Consider the following 19,637-nt stretch of genomic DNA (forward strand, 5'->3'; position numbering starts at 1 on the left):
GCTCCGGCCCGTTCCCTAACTGGCTAAGGAGGATATATGGCAAGCAATTTCAAACTGAAACGCTGGCAAGATCAAGTGATCCTGTTGCTGGGCCTGTGGCTGCTCGTCTCGCCCTGGGCCTTTTCCTATGCCGAAGGCTCGCCACAGATGCTCAATGCCTTTGTCTCGGGGCTCGTGATCGCCATCCTGGCCGCCTTCGACCTGTACAAGACGTATTTCTGGGCCGTCGTCGTCAACCTGCTGGTCGGCGTCTGGGTCGCGGCCTCGCCGTGGATACTGCGGCTGGCCGAACAGCGCGTCGTCATGTGGAACGAGCTGCTCGTCGGTATCGCCGTCGTCGTGCTGGCCCTGTGGGAACTGCGCACCGACCCCGAGCTGCACAAGCACTGGCCCGGTGCGGCGGCGTAGCGCAGCTACCGACGAAAAAAAGCCCCGCCGGGCAATGCCGGGCGGGGTTCTTGATCTGATATGCCAATTACAGGGCGTATCTCACAACGTTATCGCTCCACTCATAGGCGGCCATTTCCAGCTCCACCAGGTCGTCCGGCGACATGGCCAGGTCGCGCAAGGTCGGCACGATCTCGCCTTCCATGTCTTCGATGCGCTCGATGCATTCGGCCAGGCGCAGCAGGTCGCCGTAGAAGCCTTCGCGCGACAGCAGCGCTTCGGCCACTTCATCGATCACTTCGATCTGGCTGAGGATTTCCGACATCGGCACGCCGAACAGGGTATCCATCAGGGACATGATGCCGACCGTAAAGGCGATATCGGCCGAGTGGGCGTGGTTCGGGCGCAGTTTATGCGCCAGCAATTCGAGCAAACGGCCGCGCGTGGTGGCCAGCATCAGCAGCGGCGTCATGCTATGGCCGCGCTTGCTTGGCTCCGCGTACAGCATGATTTGCAGCCAGCGCTGCAATTGGCGGCGGCCCAGCACGGTCACGGCCTGGCTCAGCGAATCGATGCGCTGGCGCGCGCCCACGGCGGGCGTATTCACCAGACGCAGCAGGTTCAGCGCCAGCGACACGTCGCGCTTGATGGCGCGCTCGATATCCATATTGTCGGCGTCGGAGGTAACCAGGGTCATCAGTTCCATGACAGCCAGTTGCGACGGCGACAGTTTTTTACCCGTCATGATGGCGGGCTTGGCAAAATAATACCCTTGGAAATAATCGAAGCCCAGGTCCAGGCCGGACTTGAATTCTTCGCGCGTCTCGACCTTCTCGGCCACCAGTTTCTTCTGCTCCTGCTTGAAACGGGGGGCCAGCGCTGCCAGCACCTTCGGGTCGACCGTGCTCATGTCCATTTTGACATATTGCACAAGAGGCAACAACTGCTGTACTTGTGACGTATCGGCCACCACGTTTTCCAGCGCGAAGGTGAAGCCGTGGCCCACCAGTTCGCTGATGCGCACGCGCACTTCCGGCGTGACGGGCATCGATTCGACGATTTCCAGCACGACTTTTTCACGCGGCAGGAAAACGAAAATGTCGCTCATGATCACGTCAGCATCGACGTTGACGAAACCGAGTCCGTCGCCGATGACCTTTTCCATCCCCAGCTGGGAAGCGTGGGCAATCACGGACGCCGTGGCGGACAGGTCGCTGGTGATGTTGGCGGGACCGACCGGGGCGTTGCGGAATAGCAACTCATAGCCAAACAGGGCTTGATTGCGGTCAAGGATAGGTTGCCGACCCAGATAAAACTCGCGCACGCGCAAGGGTTTCGGGGTGATGTCGTTGCTGGAAATATCGATCATTAAGTCTTCATCAATCACGTCGAGTGACACCGGCCGCGCGGCGCCCGCATCAAGGTTCACTATTGACAATACTTTAGCTGAATTTCGCCCGCGCTGTGGGTATTTTGGCAGCAATCAAGCATATTGTCGTCAACAAATTAGGCCGCTGGCGTGTCTTGCACCATCCCGTCGACAAATAACTTCAATTCGCCCGGCGCAAACGCCGTCCATTGCTCATTCGTCGTCAGCGGCTGGGTAACGATCACGGCCACGCGATCCTGGGGCGTCGTCACCTGGGAAAAGTCCACGCTCAGGTCTTCATCGGAGAGTTTAGCAGTTGGAAACGGATGTTGTCGCACCAGATAGTGCAAGCTGGTCGAGCAATGGGCAAACAGCGCCTCGCCGCTCGACAGCATCATGTTGAAGGTGCCGTGGGCCGCGATGCTGGGCAACAACTCCGCCAGGGCGGCATGCAGTTGCGGCAACGCCGGCGGAGCGTCGCCAAAGCGCGCATGCAGCTCCTGCAGCAGATAGCAGAAGGCCAGCTCGCTGTCGGTGCAGCCGACGGGGCGGTAGCTGCCCGTCAGCACGGGATGAAACTCCTTCAAATCGCCGTTGTGGGCAAACACCCAGTAGCGGCCCCACAGTTCGCGCACGAACGGGTGGCAGTTTTCCAGCGCTACCTGGCCTTGCGTGGCCTTGCGGATATGCGCGATGACATTGCGCGACTTGATGGGATAGCGTTTGATCAGCTCGGCCACGGGCGAGGCGATGGCCGCCTGGTGGTCGACGAAATGGCGCACGCCGGCACCCTCGAAAAAGGCGATGCCCCAGCCGTCATGGTGGGTATCGGTCTGGCCGCCGCGCATGGCGAAGCCGGTAAAACTAAAGACAATGTCCGTGGGGACATTGCAATTCATTCCGAGAAGTTGGCACATGGTCTGTTTGCAGCGGGATAACCCGGCCACCATACCATGCCGCCCGGCGGATTGGTATGGTGGCGATGGCCATCATCCTAGTGCAACAGCACTGGCTGACTCATGAGGGAATCATAGCTGCCCAAAAATTCATCGATTTCTTCCATGCTGGGTTCGCTGGCGATCAATTCCGTGACGTCACGGCGGAAGTTTTGCGCAAGGATGCCGGCGATAAAAGTTTCCCGCTTGCCACCCTTGTCGACGATTTCATAGCCGCCAAAGCGCAGGGCTTCCAGGCCGACGTCGGCGCCGAATTCCACGACGCTGTATTGCTCGCTGTTATAGATCAGGTTCATTTTGCATCCTTCGCTCAGGCAGGAGAATATCCTGCGGTTTCAGAACAGAGGTGGGGCTATACGGCGCCATTTCAAGCGCCATGCCACCCGGCGGGCTGCAGAGTTGTAACGAGATGCAAATTGCCACTGCGTTAAGTCGATCAGAAAATCGTCAGGAAACCACGCTCAGGAAACTTGTATGTCTGCTTGCAGCGCCAGCAGGGCATCGTAGGGACTGGCAGTGAGCCAGGTGCGCAATTGTTCGATGTGCGAAGCGTCGGCCAGGCTGATGAACAAGCGCGCGGGGGGATGGCGCAGCAGACGATTCAATGTTACACGCAATACGAGATTGCCGCTGCAGCACAGGCAACCGGGTGCAATGCGCAACAGGTGCAATGGAGACGAAAGAGAAGGGGGAACTTGCTCGGCCAGGTCGGCCAGGACGGCGTTGCCATCGGCCAATCCCTCGAGGATCACGGCGGTCGGCTCGTCCGGCGCCAAGGCTCGCGCGATGGCTGCCTCGCGCTCGGCGGCGCGTCCACCGCTGACCAGGGTCAGCGGCGTCGGACGCCGCACGGCTGCCGTCACAGGCTTTTCTTGGCCAGCTTGCCCGGTTCGACACCCAGCTGTTTCAGCTTGCGGTACAAATGGGTGCGTTCCAGGCCCGTTTTTTCCGCCACGCGGGTCATGCTGCCGCCTTCGCGGCCCAGGTGGTGTTCAAAGTACATGCGCTCGAACGCGTCGCGTGCCTCGCGCAGCGGCAAGTCGAACGACAGGTTGTAGCCATGGCCTTCGGCCACTGCCGGTACGGCGATGCCTGGGCGCACCATCAGTTGTTGCGGCGCGCTGCCGCCAAAGCTGGGCACGGGATGGCTGCTTTCCTCGACCACCACGGGTGCCACGGGACGCGGCGCCACGCTCGGCGCGCGCACGGTTTCCTGTGCCCGCGTCAAGCCTTGCTGGACCGCTTTCAGCAGTTTTTGCAGGGCAATCGGTTTTTCCAGGAAGTTCATGGCACCGATGCGCGTCGCCTCGACCGCCGTATCGATGGTGGCGTGGCCCGACATCATGATCACCGGCATGGTCAGCAAGCCGTCACGCTGCCATTCCTTGAGCAGGGTCACGCCATCGGTGTCGGGCATCCAGATATCCAGCAGTACCAGATCCGGCGCACCGGCGGCACGCGCTTCACGCGCCTGCTGCGCATTTTCGGCCAGCTGGATAGCATGTCCTTCGTCACCCAATATTTCCGAGAGCAACTCACGGATACCCATTTCATCATCCACTACGAGTATGTTTGCCATTCGTGTCTTGCCTTCCTCATTTCGCCGGCCCTCGCGCACAAGATGCACACGGCGGACAGCTATGATTTTATTAGTGTTTTAAATACTAAACCAGACCCTCACGCCAGGAATTCCTGGGCAGGAGTGTCGGGAGCTAACTTTAACAGCAAAATGACCACCGAAGCGCCATTGCCGTCGACCCGGTTCTCGATATCGATGCGTCCGCCATGTTCATCGATAATTTTCTTTACCATCGCCAGGCCCAATCCCGTACCGCGCGCCTTCGACGTCACATAGGGCTCGAACGCGCGCGCCAGGATTTTTGGCGCGAAACCAGGGCCATTGTCGGTGATGGCCAGCCGCACGGCGATATTCACGCCACCGTCCGCACTGCGATAATGAATTGCTTCCGTCCTTACGTCAATCCGCGGATGCGGCGAGTCCGGCGGCAGGTCGGCCATGGCGTCCTGCGCGTTCTGCAGCAAGTTATGGATCACCTGCCGCAACTGGGTCGGATCGCCCATCACCATCGGCAGATTCGGCGCCAGTTGCGGGTGGATGATGTCGCCATCATCGCCGCGCAAGTACAGGTTCAGGATCTCTTCGATCAGTTCGTTCAAGCGCAACGGCGTGAGCACGGCCGGCGGCGTGCGCGCATAGTCGCGGAAGTCATCGACCATGCGCTTCATCGCATCGACCTGCTTGACGATGGTGGTGGTGGCGCGGCTGAGCAGGTCGGCATCGGGCTGTTCCAGCTTGCCTTCGAGCTTCATCTGCAGTCGCTCGGCCGACAGCTGGATGGGCGTGAGCGGATTCTTGATTTCATGCGCCAGGCGGCGCGCCACCTCGCCCCAGGCGATCGAGCGCTGCGCAGAAATGACGTCGGAAATATCATCGAAGACGACGATGTAGCCGCTGCCGGACTCCAGCGGCAGGCGCGAACCGCGCGCCAGCAAGGTGATGTCGTGCTCGTCGGCACTACTGCCCAGGCGGCGCGGAATCTCGATCTGGCGCTGCCAGTGCAGGCGCTGCTGGTTGCGGCCCGAGGCCGATTGCGCGCTTTGCGCCGTGAAGGCACTGATGATGGCGCCGCCAAACTCTTCCATTCCAGCAATATGCACCAGCGGCTGGCCCACCATGCTCATGCCCGAATGCTGCAGGATGCGCTCGACCGACTCATTGCAGGTCACCAGCTTGAAATCGCCGTCGAGCACCATCACGCCGGCCGACATGTTCGCCAGCACCGATTCCAGGTGGGCCTTGGCGTTTTGCAGCGCGGCGCGGTTACTTTCCACTGCCGTGCGCGCATCGAGCAGCTGGCGCGTCATGATGTTGAACGACTGCGTCAGGGTGCCCAGTTCATCCTTGGTGGCGACGATGGGGCGCGGCGACAGGTCGCCCTCGGCCACGGCGCGCGTGCCTTCGGCCAGCAGCAGCAGGGGCTGGGCCAGGTTACCCGCGATCAGGAAAGCGCTGCCGATGGCGCCAAAAATGGCCAGCAGCAAGGTCAAGGTGAGGATCTCCATGTACATCTTGCGCAAGCCCACGCGCGCGACGAAACGTTCCTTGTATTCGCTGTAGGCGGCGCGCAGCACTTCGCCATTCGTCGCCAGCTTGGGCGGCACCGCTTGCAGCAGTTGCAGGTAGCGGGGCGAAACGGAGGGGCCCGGCACGGCCACCAGCACCCGCAGGCGCAGGCTGGCCGCCGTTTCCAGCGATGCCGGCGTGCCCGCGCGGAAACCGCCGCCGCCCGACTCCGTGCCATCGTTGTGCAACTCCAGGCCCCCTTCGGCGGAGGCATAGCCGGCCGGCAAGGCCGCTTGCACCAGCATGGCCGGCGTGGGCAAGTCGGCCGCGCTGTGCGGCCCGGCGCTGGCCAGCAGTACGCCGTCGCGGCTGACGAGCATGACATTTTGCATGCCCTCTTCGCGCAGCAGGCTGGTCAGCACAGCCGGACCGGCCACCGGGTCGGCGTCCAGTTCATCGACCGCCTTGTGGCCCCGCTGGTCCAGCTCGACCAGGGCCGCATCGAGGCCGGCACGGCCCAACTCAATCCCCGATTCCAGCGCCGCTTCGATCTTGACGTTGAACCAGGACTCGATGGAATGGGAAACGAATTGCACGGAGACAAGGAAAATAACCAGGCCCGGCAGGATGCCGACGGCGGCGAACAGCATCACCAGGCGTGTCATCAGCTTGGAGCCGAACTTGCCGCTCTTGTAGCGTGCGTACAGGCGGCCCAGGGAAATGCCCACCAGCGTCAGCAGGGACACGGCCACGGCGGCGTTCAGGCCCAGCAGCCAGGTGTAATAGCGGTCGAAAAAGCCGGAATTGTCGGAAGCCGACGCCAGCAGGAACAGCAGGATACTGACAATGCCGCCGCCCACCACTAGCAGATAGCGCAATGCTTGACTCACTACTCCGCCGTATACAAGAAGGTTTTTTTATTCGAAGCCAGGCGCCAGTCGCTGTTATTGAAGGCATTGACCTGTATCGGCTTGGGCAGGTAGTCGCGGTCCATGCCCATGCGCAAGGTGACGTTGTACGTCTGCCCCACTTTCAGCTCGCCGCGCCGCGCCACCAGCCAGCGGCTGGGACGGCGGATCAGGAATAGCGCATCGTCAAGGGTGGGGAAGCTTTGCTGCAAGCCACCGCCCGACACATGATACTGGCGCGTCAGCACGTTGTACGACAGCTTGCTGGTCTGGCGTGCCACGATGGCTTTTTCATCGAACCAGTACCAGCGGGGCCGGGTCAGTTCGATTTCCGTCGTGAAATACAGCGGCACGCCATGCTGCACGGCATCATCGAGATCGTGATTGAGCTCGAAGGAATACGTGGCGGCCAGCTTGTAGCCCTCCTCGCTAGCCTCGATGTAGGCACGGGTGATCTCGACCATATCGGCGGCATGCGCGCGTGGCATGGTACATGCCAGCATCAGCAGCAGGGCCAGGAGTCGGAAGAGTCGTGTTGTCACAAGTGTGCCGGTGGTGTCCGTAGGAAAAGGTTCGACGAATCGCTCAAGCCGCATTTTTTTGGAATAGCGCATAGAACAAACCGTCATGGTCCTGCTCCGCGCTGCCGGTCGGCAACAGCTGGCCAGGCGCTGTCAAACGGGTCGCATTATTGCGCACCGCAAATGCCGCCGCCTGTGCCTCGGACTCTTGCGGCCACAATGAACATGTCACGAATAGCAATTTACCATCGGGGCGCAGCATCTGCCACAGGTTGTCCAGAATTTTGGAGGAAAGTGTTGCAAGTTGGAACGCGTCGCCCTTGCGGCGCAACCAGCGAATGTCGGGATGGCGACGCACGATACCCGAGGCCGTGCACGGCACGTCGGCCAGGATGCGGTCGTACTGCTGGCCGTCCCACCACGCGCTCGATTGCGCATCCTGCGCCTTCAAGGTGGCTTCCAGGCCCAGGCGCTCGAGGTTTTCCGCGATGCGCGGCAGGCGCTTGGCGTCCGCATCGATGGCGGTGACCTGCACGTCGGCCAGCTCGAGGATGTGGCAGGTCTTGCCGCCCGGTGCCGCGCAGGCGTCCAGCACGCGCATGCCATCCTGCAAATCCAGCAATGGCGCGGCCAGTTGCGCGCCGGCATCCTGCACGGAGACGACGCCCTGCTCGAAGCCGGGAATCAGCGCCACGCCGATGGGCTTGTCCAGGCGCACGGCAAACGGTCCCACCTGGCGCGCAGCGATGCCCGCCTCGGCCAGCACGGCCAGGTACGCTTCGACCGTGCTCTTGCGGCGATTCACGCGCAGGGTCAGTGGCGGCACGGCATTGCCGGCCGTCAGAATGGCTTGCCAGTCGCGCGGATAGGCCAGGCGCAGCGAGTCGATCCACCACTGCGGATAATTCCATTGCGCCAATGGTTGCTGCAGGGCCGCTTCCAGCAAGGACTTGCGCTCGCGCAAGAAACGCCGCAAAACGGCATTCACCATGCCCTTGGCATGCGCCAGGTCAGGGTGCGAGGTGGCCACCGTGACAGCCTGGTCGACCACCGTGAATTCTTCGTACGGCTGCTCGCCCGGCTCGGCCGACATCAAGGACAACGCACAGCACAGCAGCGCAGCGAGCATCGGCGGCTCAGGCGCCTTCGACGTCATCAGGCCAACCAGGGTTTCGCTGCGGCCCAGCTGGCGCATGGTGCGGTAGGAAATATCCTGGATGGCGCCGCGCGCCTGCGGGTTGGCGTTCGATTGCGCAAACACCTTGGCCAGCGCCTGCGGCAGAGCCGTGCCCGTGCGCACTTGCGCCACGGCATTGGCGGCGCCCAGCAGGCAAAACGCCAGCGAGTCGGCGCGCAAATCGGGTTGGAAGCCTGGCTGCAAGACCGGTTTCAGGTCGGGATGGTAGCTGGGACGCAATTTCGGTGCGGCAGGGGCAGGAGCCTGGCCTGGCGCCGGCTTGGTTTTCAATTTCAGCGTGGGGCGCTTGTTCATAATTATCCGGTGTGGCTGCGCGCGGCTGGCGGCATGAAAGCAAATACGCGGCCGCGCGTCATCAATAAAGGGTCGATTGTAGCGTTTGTGGCGCCCTCTGGCCCAAGCGATTGCAGCGATATGGGCAATTTGCGGCAAAAAACTGCATATATACAAGCAGAATGCGCCATGCTGATGTTTTCATGCACCAACATGGGCATGTTGTCCTGATAATATCGTGAAATGCGCCGGCACGGGGACCTTGCCGGCAAGCGTATTGTTCCCGTCGGCAAACCAGTATAATTGACGCAGTCTGGGCGGCTTGGGTACTGGCCGTCCGTTTTGCTTTTTGATTCATTCTATTCATTCTTAACGCGGTTCCACCGCCATCCTGCTCATGCTCGCCCAACAGAAACAAGAAATCATCGCCCTGTTCCAGGCCGCCCTCGCTCCCGTCCTGGCCGGCACTTCGCTGACGCCATCCGTGGTGCTCGAGCGACCACGCGATGCATCGCATGGCGATGTCGCCTGCAACATCGCCATGCAACTGGCCAAGCAGCTGAAACAGAATCCCCGCGAACTGGCGCAAACCATCGTCACGGCCGTGCTGGCCAACCCGGCTGGCCAGGGCCTGATCGAGGCAGTGGAAATCGCCGGCCCCGGCTTCATCAACGTGCGCGTCTCCGCCGCCGCCAAGCAAGCCGTGGTGAAGACCATCCTGAGCGAAGCCGACAGCTATGGCCGCAGCACGGCAGGCGCCGGCAAGCAGGTCATCCTGGAATTCGTCTCGGCCAACCCGACCGGCCCGCTGCACGTGGGCCACGGCCGCCAGGCGGCCCTGGGCGACGCCCTGTCCTCGCTGTTCGACGCGCAAGGCTACAAGGTGACGCGAGAGTTCTACTATAACGACGCGGGCGTGCAGATCCAGACCCTGGCCAATTCCGTACAGGCGCGCGCGCGCGGCTTCAAGCCGGGCGACGCCGAATGGCCGGAACCTGCCTACAACGGCGACTACATCGCCGATATCGCCAACGACTTCAAGGCCGGCAAGACCGTCTCGGCCAGCGATGGCTTGCCCGCCACGGCCAATGGCAACATCGACGACATCGATTCGATCCGTCCCTTCGCCGTCACCTACCTGCGCAACGAGCAGGATATCGACTTGCAGGCCTTCGGCGTGAAGTTCGACAATTACTACCTCGAATCCTCGCTGTACGCGGATGGCAAGGTCAATAGCGCGGTCGAAACGCTGGTCAAGGCGGGCCACACTTACGAGCAGGATGGCGCGCTGTGGCTGCGCACCACCGACTTCGGCGACGACAAGGACCGCGTCATGCGCAAGACCGACGGCACCTACACGTATTTCGTGCCGGACGTGGCGTATCACCTGGTGAAATGGCAGCGCGGCTTCGTGCAGGCCATCAATATCCAGGGCAGCGACCACCACGGCACCATCGCGCGCGTGCGCGCCGGCCTGCAGGCGGTCGACATGGGTATCCCGCAAGGCTACCCCGACTACGTGCTGCACAAGATGGTCACCGTCATGAAGGACGGCGAAGAAGTCAAGATTTCGAAGCGCGCCGGCTCCTACGTGACCGTGCGCGACCTGATCGAATGGTCGGGCGGCGGCGACATCGCCAAGGGTCGCGACGCCGTGCGCTTCTTCCTGATCTCGCGCAAGGCCGATACGGAATTCGTCTTCGATGTCGACGTGGCGCTGAAAACCACCGATGAAAACCCGGTGTATTACGTGCAGTACGCGCATGCGCGCATCTGCCGCATCCTGGAAAACTGGGCTGGCGATGAAAGCATTTTCAACGACGTCGACTTGTCGCCCGATTTGTCTCCGTTAACGGCACCAACCGAAGCGACCTTGCTGGCGACCCTGGCCGCCTACCCGGAAATGCTGGCGCGCGCGCAAGCGGAACTGGGACCGCATCAAGTTGCCTTCTACCTGCGCGACCTGGCCGCCAACCTGCACAGCTTCTACTTCGCTGAAAAGGTGCTGGTCGAGGACGAAGCCGTCAAGATGGCCCGCCTGGCCCTCGTCATCGCCGCGCGCCAGGTACTGCGCAACGGCCTGGCACTGATCGGCGTGTCCGCGCCAAACAAAATGTAATCGCGAAGGTCAAACCGTCAATGAATCACGCTTCCTCTTACACCTCCCGCTTCTCTTCGACCCGGCGCCAGCAGGGCAATACCCTGGTCGGCATCATCATCGGCCTGGTCATCGGCCTGGGCATCGCCGTGGTGGTCGCCCTGGTGATCACCAAGGGCGCCTCGCCCTTCACCGACAAGTCGGGCAAGGCCGGCAAATCGGCCGAACCGACGGCCGGGCAGATCGCTGACCCGAACAAGCCGATGTACGGCAACAAGGAAGCGGCCAAGGAAGCGGCGCGCGACTTCTCCAAGGAGCCACGCGAGATCGTCACGCCGACGCAGCCAGCTGCGCCGGCGCCCACCACCGCACAGCAGCCGAAGGCACCGCCGCCGGACGCGCTGCAGGAATTGATCGGCACATTGAAGGACAAGCCGGCACCGAAAACGCCAGCGGCCGCGCCCGCAGCGCAAGCCAAGGCTGACGTGAAAGCCGAAAGCAAGGCCGATGCAGCCAGCGACAAATGGATTTATTATCTGCAGGCTGGCGCCTTCCATGACATGTCGGACGCCGAAAGCACGCGCGGCAAACTGGCGCTGCTGGGCTTCGAAGCGGCCATCAGTGACCGCAGCACCGATGCCGGCGTGCTGCACCGCGTGCGCATCGGACCGTTCAACCAGCTCGAATCGATGAACCGCGCGCGCACCAAGCTGTCTGAAAATGGCATCGATGTCGCCGTCGTCCGCAACCAAAAATAAGGAACCAGCATGCGTTTTCTGAAGAAAATCCTGTTCGCCGCCGCCCTGTGCACTGCAGCCATGGGCGCGTCGGCCTCGCCGGCCGAGCCGAAGAACGGCGTCGAATACGAAACCCTGGCCACGCCGCAGGCGACGGAATCGGGCAAGAAAATCGAAGTGACGGAATTTTTCGCCTATTACTGCCCGCATTGCAACGTGCTCGAACCGCAACTGGCGGCCTGGGTCAAGAAGCAGGGCGACAACATCGTCTTCAAGCGCGTGCACGTGTCGCGCGATGACAGCGTGGCGCCGCAGCAGCGGCTGTTCTTCACCCTGCAAGCCATGGGCCTGCTCGACAAGCTGCACACCAGCGTCTTCCACGCCATGCACGTGGAACGCAACCGCCTGGCCACCGACGACGCCGTATTCGACTTCGTCGCCAAACAGGGCGTGGACCGCCAGAAATTCATCGACACTTATCGTTCGATGGGTATCTCGGCCCGCGTGCGCCGCGCGGACGCCATGATGCAGGGCTACAACGTGACGTTCTGGCCCATGATCGCCATCGATGGCCGCTACATCACCTCGCCTTCGCAGGCCGATCAAGGCAGCAAGTCGGCAAAGAACGAAGAGCAGCTGAACATCCAGGCGCTCAGCGTGATGGACGTGCTGGTCGCGAAAGCCAAAGCGGAAAAGAAATAAGCATGGCCACTTCCCTGGCGCGCCCGGGCATCGCCTGATGCAACGCGTTTTCATCACGGGCGCGTCGAGCGGACTGGGCGCCGCCCTGGCGCTGCAGTACGCGCGCCAGGGAGCCCAACTGGGCTTGCTGGCGCGCCGCGGCGAGACCCTGCAGCAACTGATCGCCTCCCTGCCCCACCCTGAACGCCACCGCGCCTACGCCGTCGATGTGTGCGACCACGACGCCCTGAAAAGCGCGGCGCAAGACTTCATCGGCTACGCCGGGCGCATCGACGTCGTCATCGCCAGCGCCGGCGTGTCGTACGGTACCTTGACCGAACACGCGGAAGACCTCGATGCCTTCGCGCGTTTGATGGCCATCAATGTCACGGCCACCGTTGCCACCTTCGCCCCCTTCATCGCCGCCATGAAAACCCGCGGCAGCGGACGCCTGGTGGGCATCGGCAGCGTGGCCGGCATCCGCGGCCTGCCCGGCGCCGAAGCCTACGGCGCCTCGAAGGCCGCCGTCATCAGCTACTGCGAATCGCTGCGCCTGGAACTCAAGCCGGCCGGCATCAAGGTCGTCACCATCACGCCCGGCTACATCGACACGCCGATGACGCGCCACAACGCCTACCGCATGCCCTTCCTGATGCCAGCCGAAAAATTCGCCGTGCGCGCCGCGCGCGCCATCGCCGACGGTGACAGCTACCGCGTGATCCCGTGGCAAATGGGCGTCGTTGCCAAGCTGCTGCGCGCACTGCCCAATGCCGTCTACGACCAGGCCTTCGCCAACGCGCCGCACAAGGCGCGCAGCAAGCCATCCGGCGACAGCCAGTAAAAAACTTACTCTCCCCATGACGAAGCACTCAGATCTGAACAGCGCGGCCATCGCCGCCCATTGCGCCACGGGCGCCGCCCACGTGGCCATTGAAGTGGTCGACGAAACGGGATCGACCAACGCCGACCTGCTGGCGCGCTGCGCCACCCTGACCGGACCCACCCTGCGCATCGCCGGCCAGCAGACGGCCGGACGGGGACGTGCCGGGCGGCCCTGGGTGTCGCAGGCGGACGCCAGCCTGATGTTCTCACTGGCCTGGCGCTTCAAGGGACCGCTGCATCAGCTGGTCGGCCTGCCGCTGGCCGTCGGCGTGGCGCTGGCTGAAAGCATGACGGCGCTGGGCGTGCCGGTGCATTTGAAGTGGCCGAACGACCTGCTCAAAGATGGCCATAAACTGGCCGGCATCCTCGTCGAGACGCAGCAGGCAGCCGATGGCAGCGTGTGGGCCGTGATCGGCTGCGGCATCAATCTGCTGATGCCCGATGCGCTGGAACGGCAGATTGGCCGCAGCGTCTCGGCCGTGCCCTGGCTGGCGCAGATGGAACGCAATACGCTGGTGGCGGCTCTGCTCAGCCGCCTGGCCGGCGTGCTGGCAGAATTCGACGACACGGGCTTCGCGCCCTTTGCCGAACGCTGGAACCTGCTGCACGCCTGGCAGGACCAACACGTGAAAATCCTCGACAACGGGCAGTTGCTGCAGCAAGGCGTGGCCGCCGGCGTGGATCACCTGGGCCGCCTGCTGCTGCGCACCGATGGCGGCCTGCAGGAAATCATGTCGGGCGACGTGTCCTTGCGCCTGACCGGGGAGTAAGTACATGCTACTGCTGATCGACGCCGGCAATACGCGCATCAAATGGGCACTCGTGGCTACCGAAAGTGCCGTCGGCGGCTGGCTGGCCAGCGGCGCCGTCACGCATGCGCAGCTCGACACGCTGGCCACGCAGTGGGCCGCACTTTCCATCAGCGAAGCGCTGCTGTCGAACGTGGCAGGCAGCGTCATCGGCATGCACCTGCGCGCCATGCTGCCGGTCGTTGCCCGTGACTTTGCCTCGCTGCCACAGCTGGCCGGGCTGACGAACGGCTACCGCACGCCGTCGCAACTGGGCTGCGACCGTTTTGCCGCCGCCATCGGCGCGCGGGCACTGGCGCCTGGCCAGGCGGTCATCGTCGCCAATTGCGGCACCGCCACCACCATCGACGCCATCACGGCCGATGGCATTTTCCTCGGCGGGATGATCTTGCCGGGACTCGGACTGATGGCCAGCTCGCTGGCGCGCAACACGGCGCAGCTGCCGCAAATCGCCGGCGACGCCATGCTACCGGCCGGCTTTGCCGACAACACGGACGACGCCATCCTCTCCGGCTGCCTGGCGGCGCAGGCGGGCGCCATCGAACGGGCCGTGCGCATGCACGGCGCCAGCGCCTGTTTATTGTCAGGCGGCGCCGCGCCACGTATCGCACCGGCCCTGGCACTGGCGGTACCGCTGCATCTGGTGGACAATATCGTCATGCTCGGCCTGCAGGCGGCCGCACGCGCCGGGACCGCAGGAACACAAGGAAACCACGTATGCTGAAATTTGTCTTCTGGCTGCTGGCCGGCGTCAACCTGCTGGTGCTGGCCATCGGCCAGGGTTATCTGGGCAGTTTTCGCACCGAGACGCGCGAACCGGCGCGCCTGAAAAACCAGCTGCAGGCCGGCAAGCTCACCTTGCTGACGCAGGAGCAGGCCACGGCGCCCGCCGCCGAAGAGGGCGCGACGGCGGCGGCCGCACCGGCGCCACCGCCATCGTATGCCTGCACGGAAGTGGGTAATTTCCTGCTGGCTGACGGGCGCCGCTTCGAGGCGCAAGTGGCAGCGCTGGACCTGGGCGACCGGCAGTCGCGCCGCAACGTGGCCGGCCAGGAGATTTCCAGCTACATGGTGTACATCCCGCCGCAGGGCAGCAAGGAAGGCGCCGACCGCAAGGCCGGTGAATTGAAGCAGCTGGGCGTGACGAATTACTTCATCATGAATGAAGGCAGCCCACTGCGCTGGGGCATTTCACTGGGCGTGTTCAAGTCGGAAACCAGCGCGCAAAGCCAGCTGGCATCGCTCAACAAGCAGGGCGTGCACAGCGCCCGCATCGCGCCGCGCTACAGCGCCAGCAAGCAGCTCGCTTACCAGTTCCGCGACCTCGACGCCGCCACGCGCACGCAGCTGGAGAGAATCAAAACGCAGTTCCCGGACCAGGAACTGCGCAACTGCAAATAAGCACCTGACTAAACCTACTGCGCTTTGCGGCCTGCGATGCTCGCTGTGCTCCAGCACAGCTGCGCTTCTTAGCCACAAATCGCTGCCGCTCGCTACGGTTTTATCAGGTGCTTTGCACCGTCAGGCGCGCCTAGCGTTGGATGACGATGGGCTTGATACCCGTCGACTCAGGTAAATTCGCTGCCGCGCGTGCCGCGTCGGCACGGCTGGAGAACGGTCCGCCGTACAGGCGGAACAGGTTTCCGGCCTGCACCACCCCAAGCGTCCCCAGGGCCGCCGCGTATGGCGCCAGGCGCGAACGCCCCGTTTCCGCATTGTCGGCGCGCGAATAGGCGCCCAGCTGCAAATAGAAGCCGCTGGCCAGCGCCGCCGGTGCAGGCATGGCCACCGTCGCATCGACGGGCAGCATCTGCGTCGACACTTCCGGCTGCACCACGGCGCCCGTTTCCACCGGCGTATCTATGGAGATAGCCACCACGGAAGGCACCGGCTTGGGCGCCGCGCGAGCAGCCAGGATGGCATCGATATCGGCCGGCAGCAACCGTTCGACCACCACCTGGTGGCTGCCCTTGCCCAGGAATCCCAGTTTCAGCGCCGCCGTGTAGGACACGTCGATGACGCGCGTGGCGTGGAAGGGACCACGGTCATTGATGCGCACGATCACCTGCTCGCCACTGTCGATGCTCGTCACGCGCGCATACGACGGAATCGGCAAGGTCGGATGGGCCGCCGTCATCTTGTACATATCGTAGATTTCACCCGACGAAGTGCGCTGTCCATGGAATTTCTTGCCATACCAGGTGCCCGTGCCCTTCTGCTTGAACGGTTCATTATCGGTGATCGGCGTGTAGGTTTTGCCAAACACGACGTAAGGACGGTTCGAGCGCGTCGAATACGGCTCGTTGCGCACTTCCGCATCGGGCACGTCGCGCAGGTTGGCTGGTGGATTGTCGCCCGGGCCGTCATCCTTGTAGTAGCCGCCGCGCCCGGAGCCGGCCGCCGGCAGCGCCGGCAAGGTGGGGTCCTGGCGCACGGGGGACTTGACCTTGCCGCCTGACGGCAGCGGCACGTTATTCGATGCGGGTTTGTGCGGCGTGGTGCCGCAGGCGGCCAGGGTCAGCAAAGCGGCCAGGCTCAACCCGCGCATGGCGAGAGTGTCGAAAGGCGCGCGCATCAGGTCTGCACCAGCTTGCGATGACGCTGGATGCTCATCAGGATACCGGTGGCCACGCCCAGGGTCAGCAGCGCGGTGCCGCCATAGCTGAGGAAAGGCAGGGGAACGCCGACCACTGGCACAATGCCGCTGACCATGCCCATGTTGACAAACGCATACGTAAAGAAAATCATTGTTATCGCTCCTGCCAGCAGGCGAGTGAAAAAACTGGGGGCGTTGGCGGCGATCATCATCCCCCGTCCCACCAGCAGCAAATACATCAGCATCAGGATCAAATTACCCACCAGGCCGAATTCCTCGGAATATACGGCAAAAATAAAATCGGTCGTGCGCTCCGGAACGAATTCCAGGTGGGCCTGCGTGCCGTGCGTCCAGCCCTTGCCCGTCATGCCGCCGGAACCGATGGCGATGATGGACTGGATGATATGGAAGCCCTTGCCCAGCGGGTCCTTGGTCGGGTCGATCAGCATCATCACGCGGTCGCGCTGGTAATCATGCAGGTGCGACCAGGCGATCGGCAGGCAGGAAACAAAGGTGATCAGCAAGCCGGCCAGCACCTTCCACGACAGGCCGGCCAGGAAGATGACAGTAAAGCCGGCCGCCACCACCAGCAATGCCGTGCCCAGGTCGGGCTGGCGCGCGATCAGGTAGACAGGCACCAGCAACAGCACGGCCGCCATCAGGAACGATTTCCAGCGCAGGGCGCCCGCATTATGCTGGAAGAACCAGGCCAGCATCAGCGGCGTGGCGATCTTCAGGAATTCGGAGGGCTGGATGTCGATCACGCCGATATGCAGCCAGCGCCGCGCGCCCAGCTTGATGGTACCGAACAGCGCCACGGCCACCAGCAGTATCACCGATACCGTATACACGGGCACGGCGATGCGCATCATCATCTGCGGCGTGACGTTGGCCGCCACCCACATGACGAAAAAGCACAACAGGATGTTGCGCAAATGGTCCTCGATCTTGCCGGGGATGCCGATGCTGGCCGAATACAGGGTCAGCAGGCTGGTACACAGCAGCATCAGAATGATGATCATCAGCGGCGGATCGAACACCGCCAGATAGGGTTTGGCGCGCCGCCACAGCGAGCGCCTCTCGTTAATGGGCATGTGCTTCCTTATTGCCTTGTGGTCTGGCGCGCCGCCATAGCGAGCGCCTCTCGTAATGACAAACGTTTCATTGTTGTCTGGCAGGCGCCGCCGGGGCAGCCTGCTCGTCAGTGATTTCTTCCAGGGTGCGCACTTCGTCGACATCTTCCTTGGGCACCTTGGTAGTGTCTTTTTCCTTGTCGCTCGGGCGCTTGCCCAGCAGGTAGTAGTCGAGCGCCTTGCGCGCGATCGGCGCAGCCACGCCGGCGCCGAAGCCCGCGTTTTCCACCACGATGGCAATCGCGATGCGCGGCTTGTCGGCCGGTGCGAAGGCAGTAAACAAGGCATTGTCGCGCAGGCGTTCGGCCAACAGCTTGGCGTTGTACTTCTCGTTTTTCTTGATGCCCACCACCTGCGCCGTGCCCGTCTTGCCGCCCACCGTGTACTGCACGCCGGCAAAGATGCGCGCGGCCGTGCCGCCCTGTTCGCTGGTCACGCCCACCATGGCGCGCTTGATGATGTCGATGTTTTCCTGCTTGAGCGCGATGCGGTAGCTTTCCTTCGGTACCGTCAGGGTACGCGCGCGCGTGGCGGCGTCTTCGATGATCTTCACCAGATGCGGTTTCATCACTACGCCGTTATTGGCCAGGTTGGCTGTCGCGTGGGCGATCTGCAGCGGCGTATAGGAATTGTAGCCGGAGCCGTTACTCACCGAAATCGTGTCGCCGCCCACCCATTTTTTCTGCTGTGGCGTCTTGAAGCGGTTGCGCTTCCATTCCATCGACGGCAGCACGCCCGTCTTTTCATTATTCAGGTCGATGCCCGTCAACTGGCCGAAACCGAACGGTTTCATGAAGTCGTGAATGGCATCGATGCCCATGTCGCGGCCCAGCTGATAGTAATAGGTATTGCACGAAACGACGATGGACTTGTGCATGTCCACCGTGCCATGGCCACCCACCTTGTCGTCGCGGAAGGTGTGGCCACCCAGGATGAAGAAGCCAGGATCGGAGATCGACTGGCTCGGCGTGCGCTTGCCCAATTCGAGTGCGGCCAGCGCCATGAAGGGCTTGAAGGTCGAACCTGGCGCGTAGGTGCCGGACAGGGGACGGTTGACCATCGGCCGGTCCAGCGAAGTATTGAGTTCATTCCAGCTTTGCTGGTCGATGCCGTCGACGAACAGGTTCGGATCGTAGCCGGGCTTGGAGACGTAGGCCAGGATGTCGCCCGTGGCCGGGTCGATCGCCACGGCCGCGCCGCGCCATTCGCCAAACGCTTCCTCGACCACTTTTTGCAGTTCGATGTCAATCGACAGGATCAGATTGTTGCCAGGCGTCGCTGCCGTGCGCGACAGGGTACGCATGGCGCGCCCGCCGGCCGACACTTCCACTTCTTCGTAGCCGGTGGTGCCATGCAGCTGCTTTTCGTAGCTTTTTTCCAGGCCTTCCTTGCCGATATGGTCGGTGCCATTGTAGTTGGCTGCATCTTCGCCCTCTTCCAGCGCCTTGGCTTCATTGCGGTTGATGCGGCCGATGAAACCCACCACGTGCGACGCCACCTCGCCCATCGGATACTGGCGGAACAAGCGCGCCTGCACCTCCACGCCGGGGAAGCGGAAACGCTGCGCCGTGAAGCGGGCCACTTCTTCATCCGTCAGGCGCGTGCGCAGCGGCACGCTGACAAAATTCTTCGAGTCTTCCAGCAGCTTCTTGAAGCGGCGGCGGTCCTTGATGTCGATCTGCACCAGGGTCGACAGCTCGTCGATCACCGAATCGAGGCTGGCACTCAATTTCGATGGCGTGATTTCCAGCGTGTAGGCCGAGTAATTGCGCGCCAATACCACGCCGTTACGGTCGAGGATCAGGCCGCGCGTGGGCACGATGGGCACCACGGCGATGCGGTTGTCTTCGGCCTTGGTCGCATAGTCCTCGTGCTTGATCACCTGCAGCCAGATGAAGCGCGCCAGCAGCAGCGAAAAGCAGACGAAGACGAGCGCGCCCAGGATGGTCAGGCGCATGCGGAAAAAATGCAGTTCGCGCTCGGTATTCTTAAGTTCAGTCATGA

General features: G+C 62.7%; 19 protein-coding genes. 8 read left to right on the forward strand and 11 right to left on the reverse strand.

Annotated elements, in window-relative coordinates:
• The first annotated feature begins 36 nt into the window (after positions 1–36).
• A complete protein-coding gene (locus ACQ4WP_RS09665; RefSeq protein WP_436520018.1) occupies positions 37–408 on the forward strand; it encodes an SPW repeat protein in 372 nt (123 codons plus the stop codon).
• A gap of 67 nt (positions 409–475) precedes the next feature.
• Here the strand turns inward: ACQ4WP_RS09665 and ACQ4WP_RS09670 are convergent, their stop codons facing one another.
• The 8 genes from ACQ4WP_RS09670 to rsmB form a co-directional block, all read right to left on the reverse strand.
• Positions 476–1,756, reverse strand: a complete 1,281-nt coding sequence (locus ACQ4WP_RS09670; RefSeq protein ID WP_436520020.1) for an EAL and HDOD domain-containing protein — start codon at positions 1,754–1,756, stop codon at positions 476–478.
• 137 nt (positions 1,757–1,893) lie between these two features.
• On the reverse strand, positions 1,894–2,673 hold the full coding sequence (locus ACQ4WP_RS09675) for a class II glutamine amidotransferase (RefSeq protein ID WP_436520022.1): 780 nt from the start codon (positions 2,671–2,673) through the stop codon (positions 1,894–1,896).
• Positions 2,674–2,750: 77 nt separating this feature from the next.
• Entirely contained in the window at positions 2,751–3,008 is a 258-nt protein-coding gene (locus ACQ4WP_RS09680) for a BTH_I0359 family protein (RefSeq protein ID WP_436520024.1), read from the reverse strand.
• A 165-nt stretch (positions 3,009–3,173) separates the two neighbouring features.
• The gene (locus ACQ4WP_RS09685; protein WP_436520026.1) at positions 3,174–3,575 is read right to left on the reverse strand and encodes a GTPase; all 402 of its coding nucleotides are present in this window, start codon (positions 3,573–3,575) and stop codon (positions 3,174–3,176) included.
• Complete coding sequence (locus ACQ4WP_RS09690) at positions 3,572–4,291, reverse strand: response regulator (protein WP_436520028.1); 720 nt, start codon at positions 4,289–4,291, stop codon at positions 3,572–3,574. Before ACQ4WP_RS09690 ends, ACQ4WP_RS09685 begins: the two co-directional genes overlap by 4 nt.
• Positions 4,292–4,389: 98 nt before the next feature.
• Positions 4,390–6,687, reverse strand: coding sequence for a sensor histidine kinase (locus ACQ4WP_RS09695; protein WP_436520030.1), 2,298 nt, complete (start codon positions 6,685–6,687; stop codon positions 4,390–4,392).
• The gene (locus ACQ4WP_RS09700; protein ID WP_226939765.1) at positions 6,687–7,193 is read right to left on the reverse strand and encodes a DUF4390 domain-containing protein; all 507 of its coding nucleotides are present in this window, start codon (positions 7,191–7,193) and stop codon (positions 6,687–6,689) included. The genes ACQ4WP_RS09695 and ACQ4WP_RS09700 overlap by 1 nt, the downstream gene beginning before the upstream one ends.
• A gap of 97 nt (positions 7,194–7,290) precedes the next feature.
• The gene (gene rsmB / locus ACQ4WP_RS09705) at positions 7,291–8,718 is read right to left on the reverse strand and encodes a 16S rRNA (cytosine(967)-C(5))-methyltransferase RsmB (protein WP_436520032.1); all 1,428 of its coding nucleotides are present in this window, start codon (positions 8,716–8,718) and stop codon (positions 7,291–7,293) included.
• 376 nt (positions 8,719–9,094) lie between these two features.
• Here rsmB and argS point away from each other — a divergent pair, with 376 nt between their 5' ends.
• Genes argS through ACQ4WP_RS09740 form a run of 7 tightly spaced genes read left to right on the forward strand, consistent with a single transcriptional unit; the run spans position 9,095 to position 15,305 of the window.
• Entirely contained in the window at positions 9,095–10,816 is a 1,722-nt protein-coding gene (argS, locus tag ACQ4WP_RS09710; protein ID WP_436520034.1) for an arginine--tRNA ligase, read from the forward strand.
• 20 nt (positions 10,817–10,836) lie between these two features.
• Positions 10,837–11,553: an SPOR domain-containing protein gene (locus ACQ4WP_RS09715; protein WP_436520036.1), complete on the forward strand. Its 717-nt coding sequence runs from the start codon at positions 10,837–10,839 to the stop codon at positions 11,551–11,553.
• Between the two features lie 9 nt (positions 11,554–11,562).
• Complete coding sequence (locus tag ACQ4WP_RS09720) at positions 11,563–12,234, forward strand: thiol:disulfide interchange protein DsbA/DsbL (protein WP_436520038.1); 672 nt, start codon at positions 11,563–11,565, stop codon at positions 12,232–12,234.
• 37 nt (positions 12,235–12,271) lie between these two features.
• Entirely contained in the window at positions 12,272–13,054 is a 783-nt protein-coding gene (locus ACQ4WP_RS09725; RefSeq protein WP_436520040.1) for an SDR family oxidoreductase, read from the forward strand.
• Between the two features lie 16 nt (positions 13,055–13,070).
• A complete protein-coding gene (locus ACQ4WP_RS09730) occupies positions 13,071–13,865 on the forward strand; it encodes a biotin--[acetyl-CoA-carboxylase] ligase (RefSeq protein ID WP_436520042.1) in 795 nt (264 codons plus the stop codon).
• A 4-nt stretch (positions 13,866–13,869) separates the two neighbouring features.
• Complete coding sequence (locus tag ACQ4WP_RS09735) at positions 13,870–14,628, forward strand: type III pantothenate kinase (protein ID WP_436520044.1); 759 nt, start codon at positions 13,870–13,872, stop codon at positions 14,626–14,628.
• Positions 14,622–15,305, forward strand: a complete 684-nt coding sequence (locus ACQ4WP_RS09740) for an SPOR domain-containing protein (RefSeq protein ID WP_436520046.1) — start codon at positions 14,622–14,624, stop codon at positions 15,303–15,305. Before ACQ4WP_RS09735 ends, ACQ4WP_RS09740 begins: the two co-directional genes overlap by 7 nt.
• A 130-nt stretch (positions 15,306–15,435) precedes the next feature.
• Here the strand turns inward: ACQ4WP_RS09740 and ACQ4WP_RS09745 are convergent, their stop codons facing one another.
• The 3 genes from ACQ4WP_RS09745 to mrdA form a co-directional block, all read right to left on the reverse strand.
• A complete protein-coding gene (locus ACQ4WP_RS09745; RefSeq protein ID WP_436520048.1) occupies positions 15,436–16,479 on the reverse strand; it encodes a septal ring lytic transglycosylase RlpA family protein in 1,044 nt (347 codons plus the stop codon).
• Entirely contained in the window at positions 16,479–17,594 is a 1,116-nt protein-coding gene (rodA, locus tag ACQ4WP_RS09750) for a rod shape-determining protein RodA (RefSeq protein ID WP_436520050.1), read from the reverse strand. The genes ACQ4WP_RS09745 and rodA overlap by 1 nt, the downstream gene beginning before the upstream one ends.
• Positions 17,595–17,661: 67 nt before the next feature.
• A complete protein-coding gene (mrdA, locus tag ACQ4WP_RS09755; protein ID WP_436520052.1) occupies positions 17,662–19,635 on the reverse strand; it encodes a penicillin-binding protein 2 in 1,974 nt (657 codons plus the stop codon).
• Positions 19,636–19,637 lie beyond the last annotated feature (2 nt).

Source organism: Janthinobacterium lyxosi (assembly GCF_051380665.1).
Taxonomy (GTDB): Bacteria; Pseudomonadota; Gammaproteobacteria; order Burkholderiales; family Burkholderiaceae_D; genus Janthinobacterium.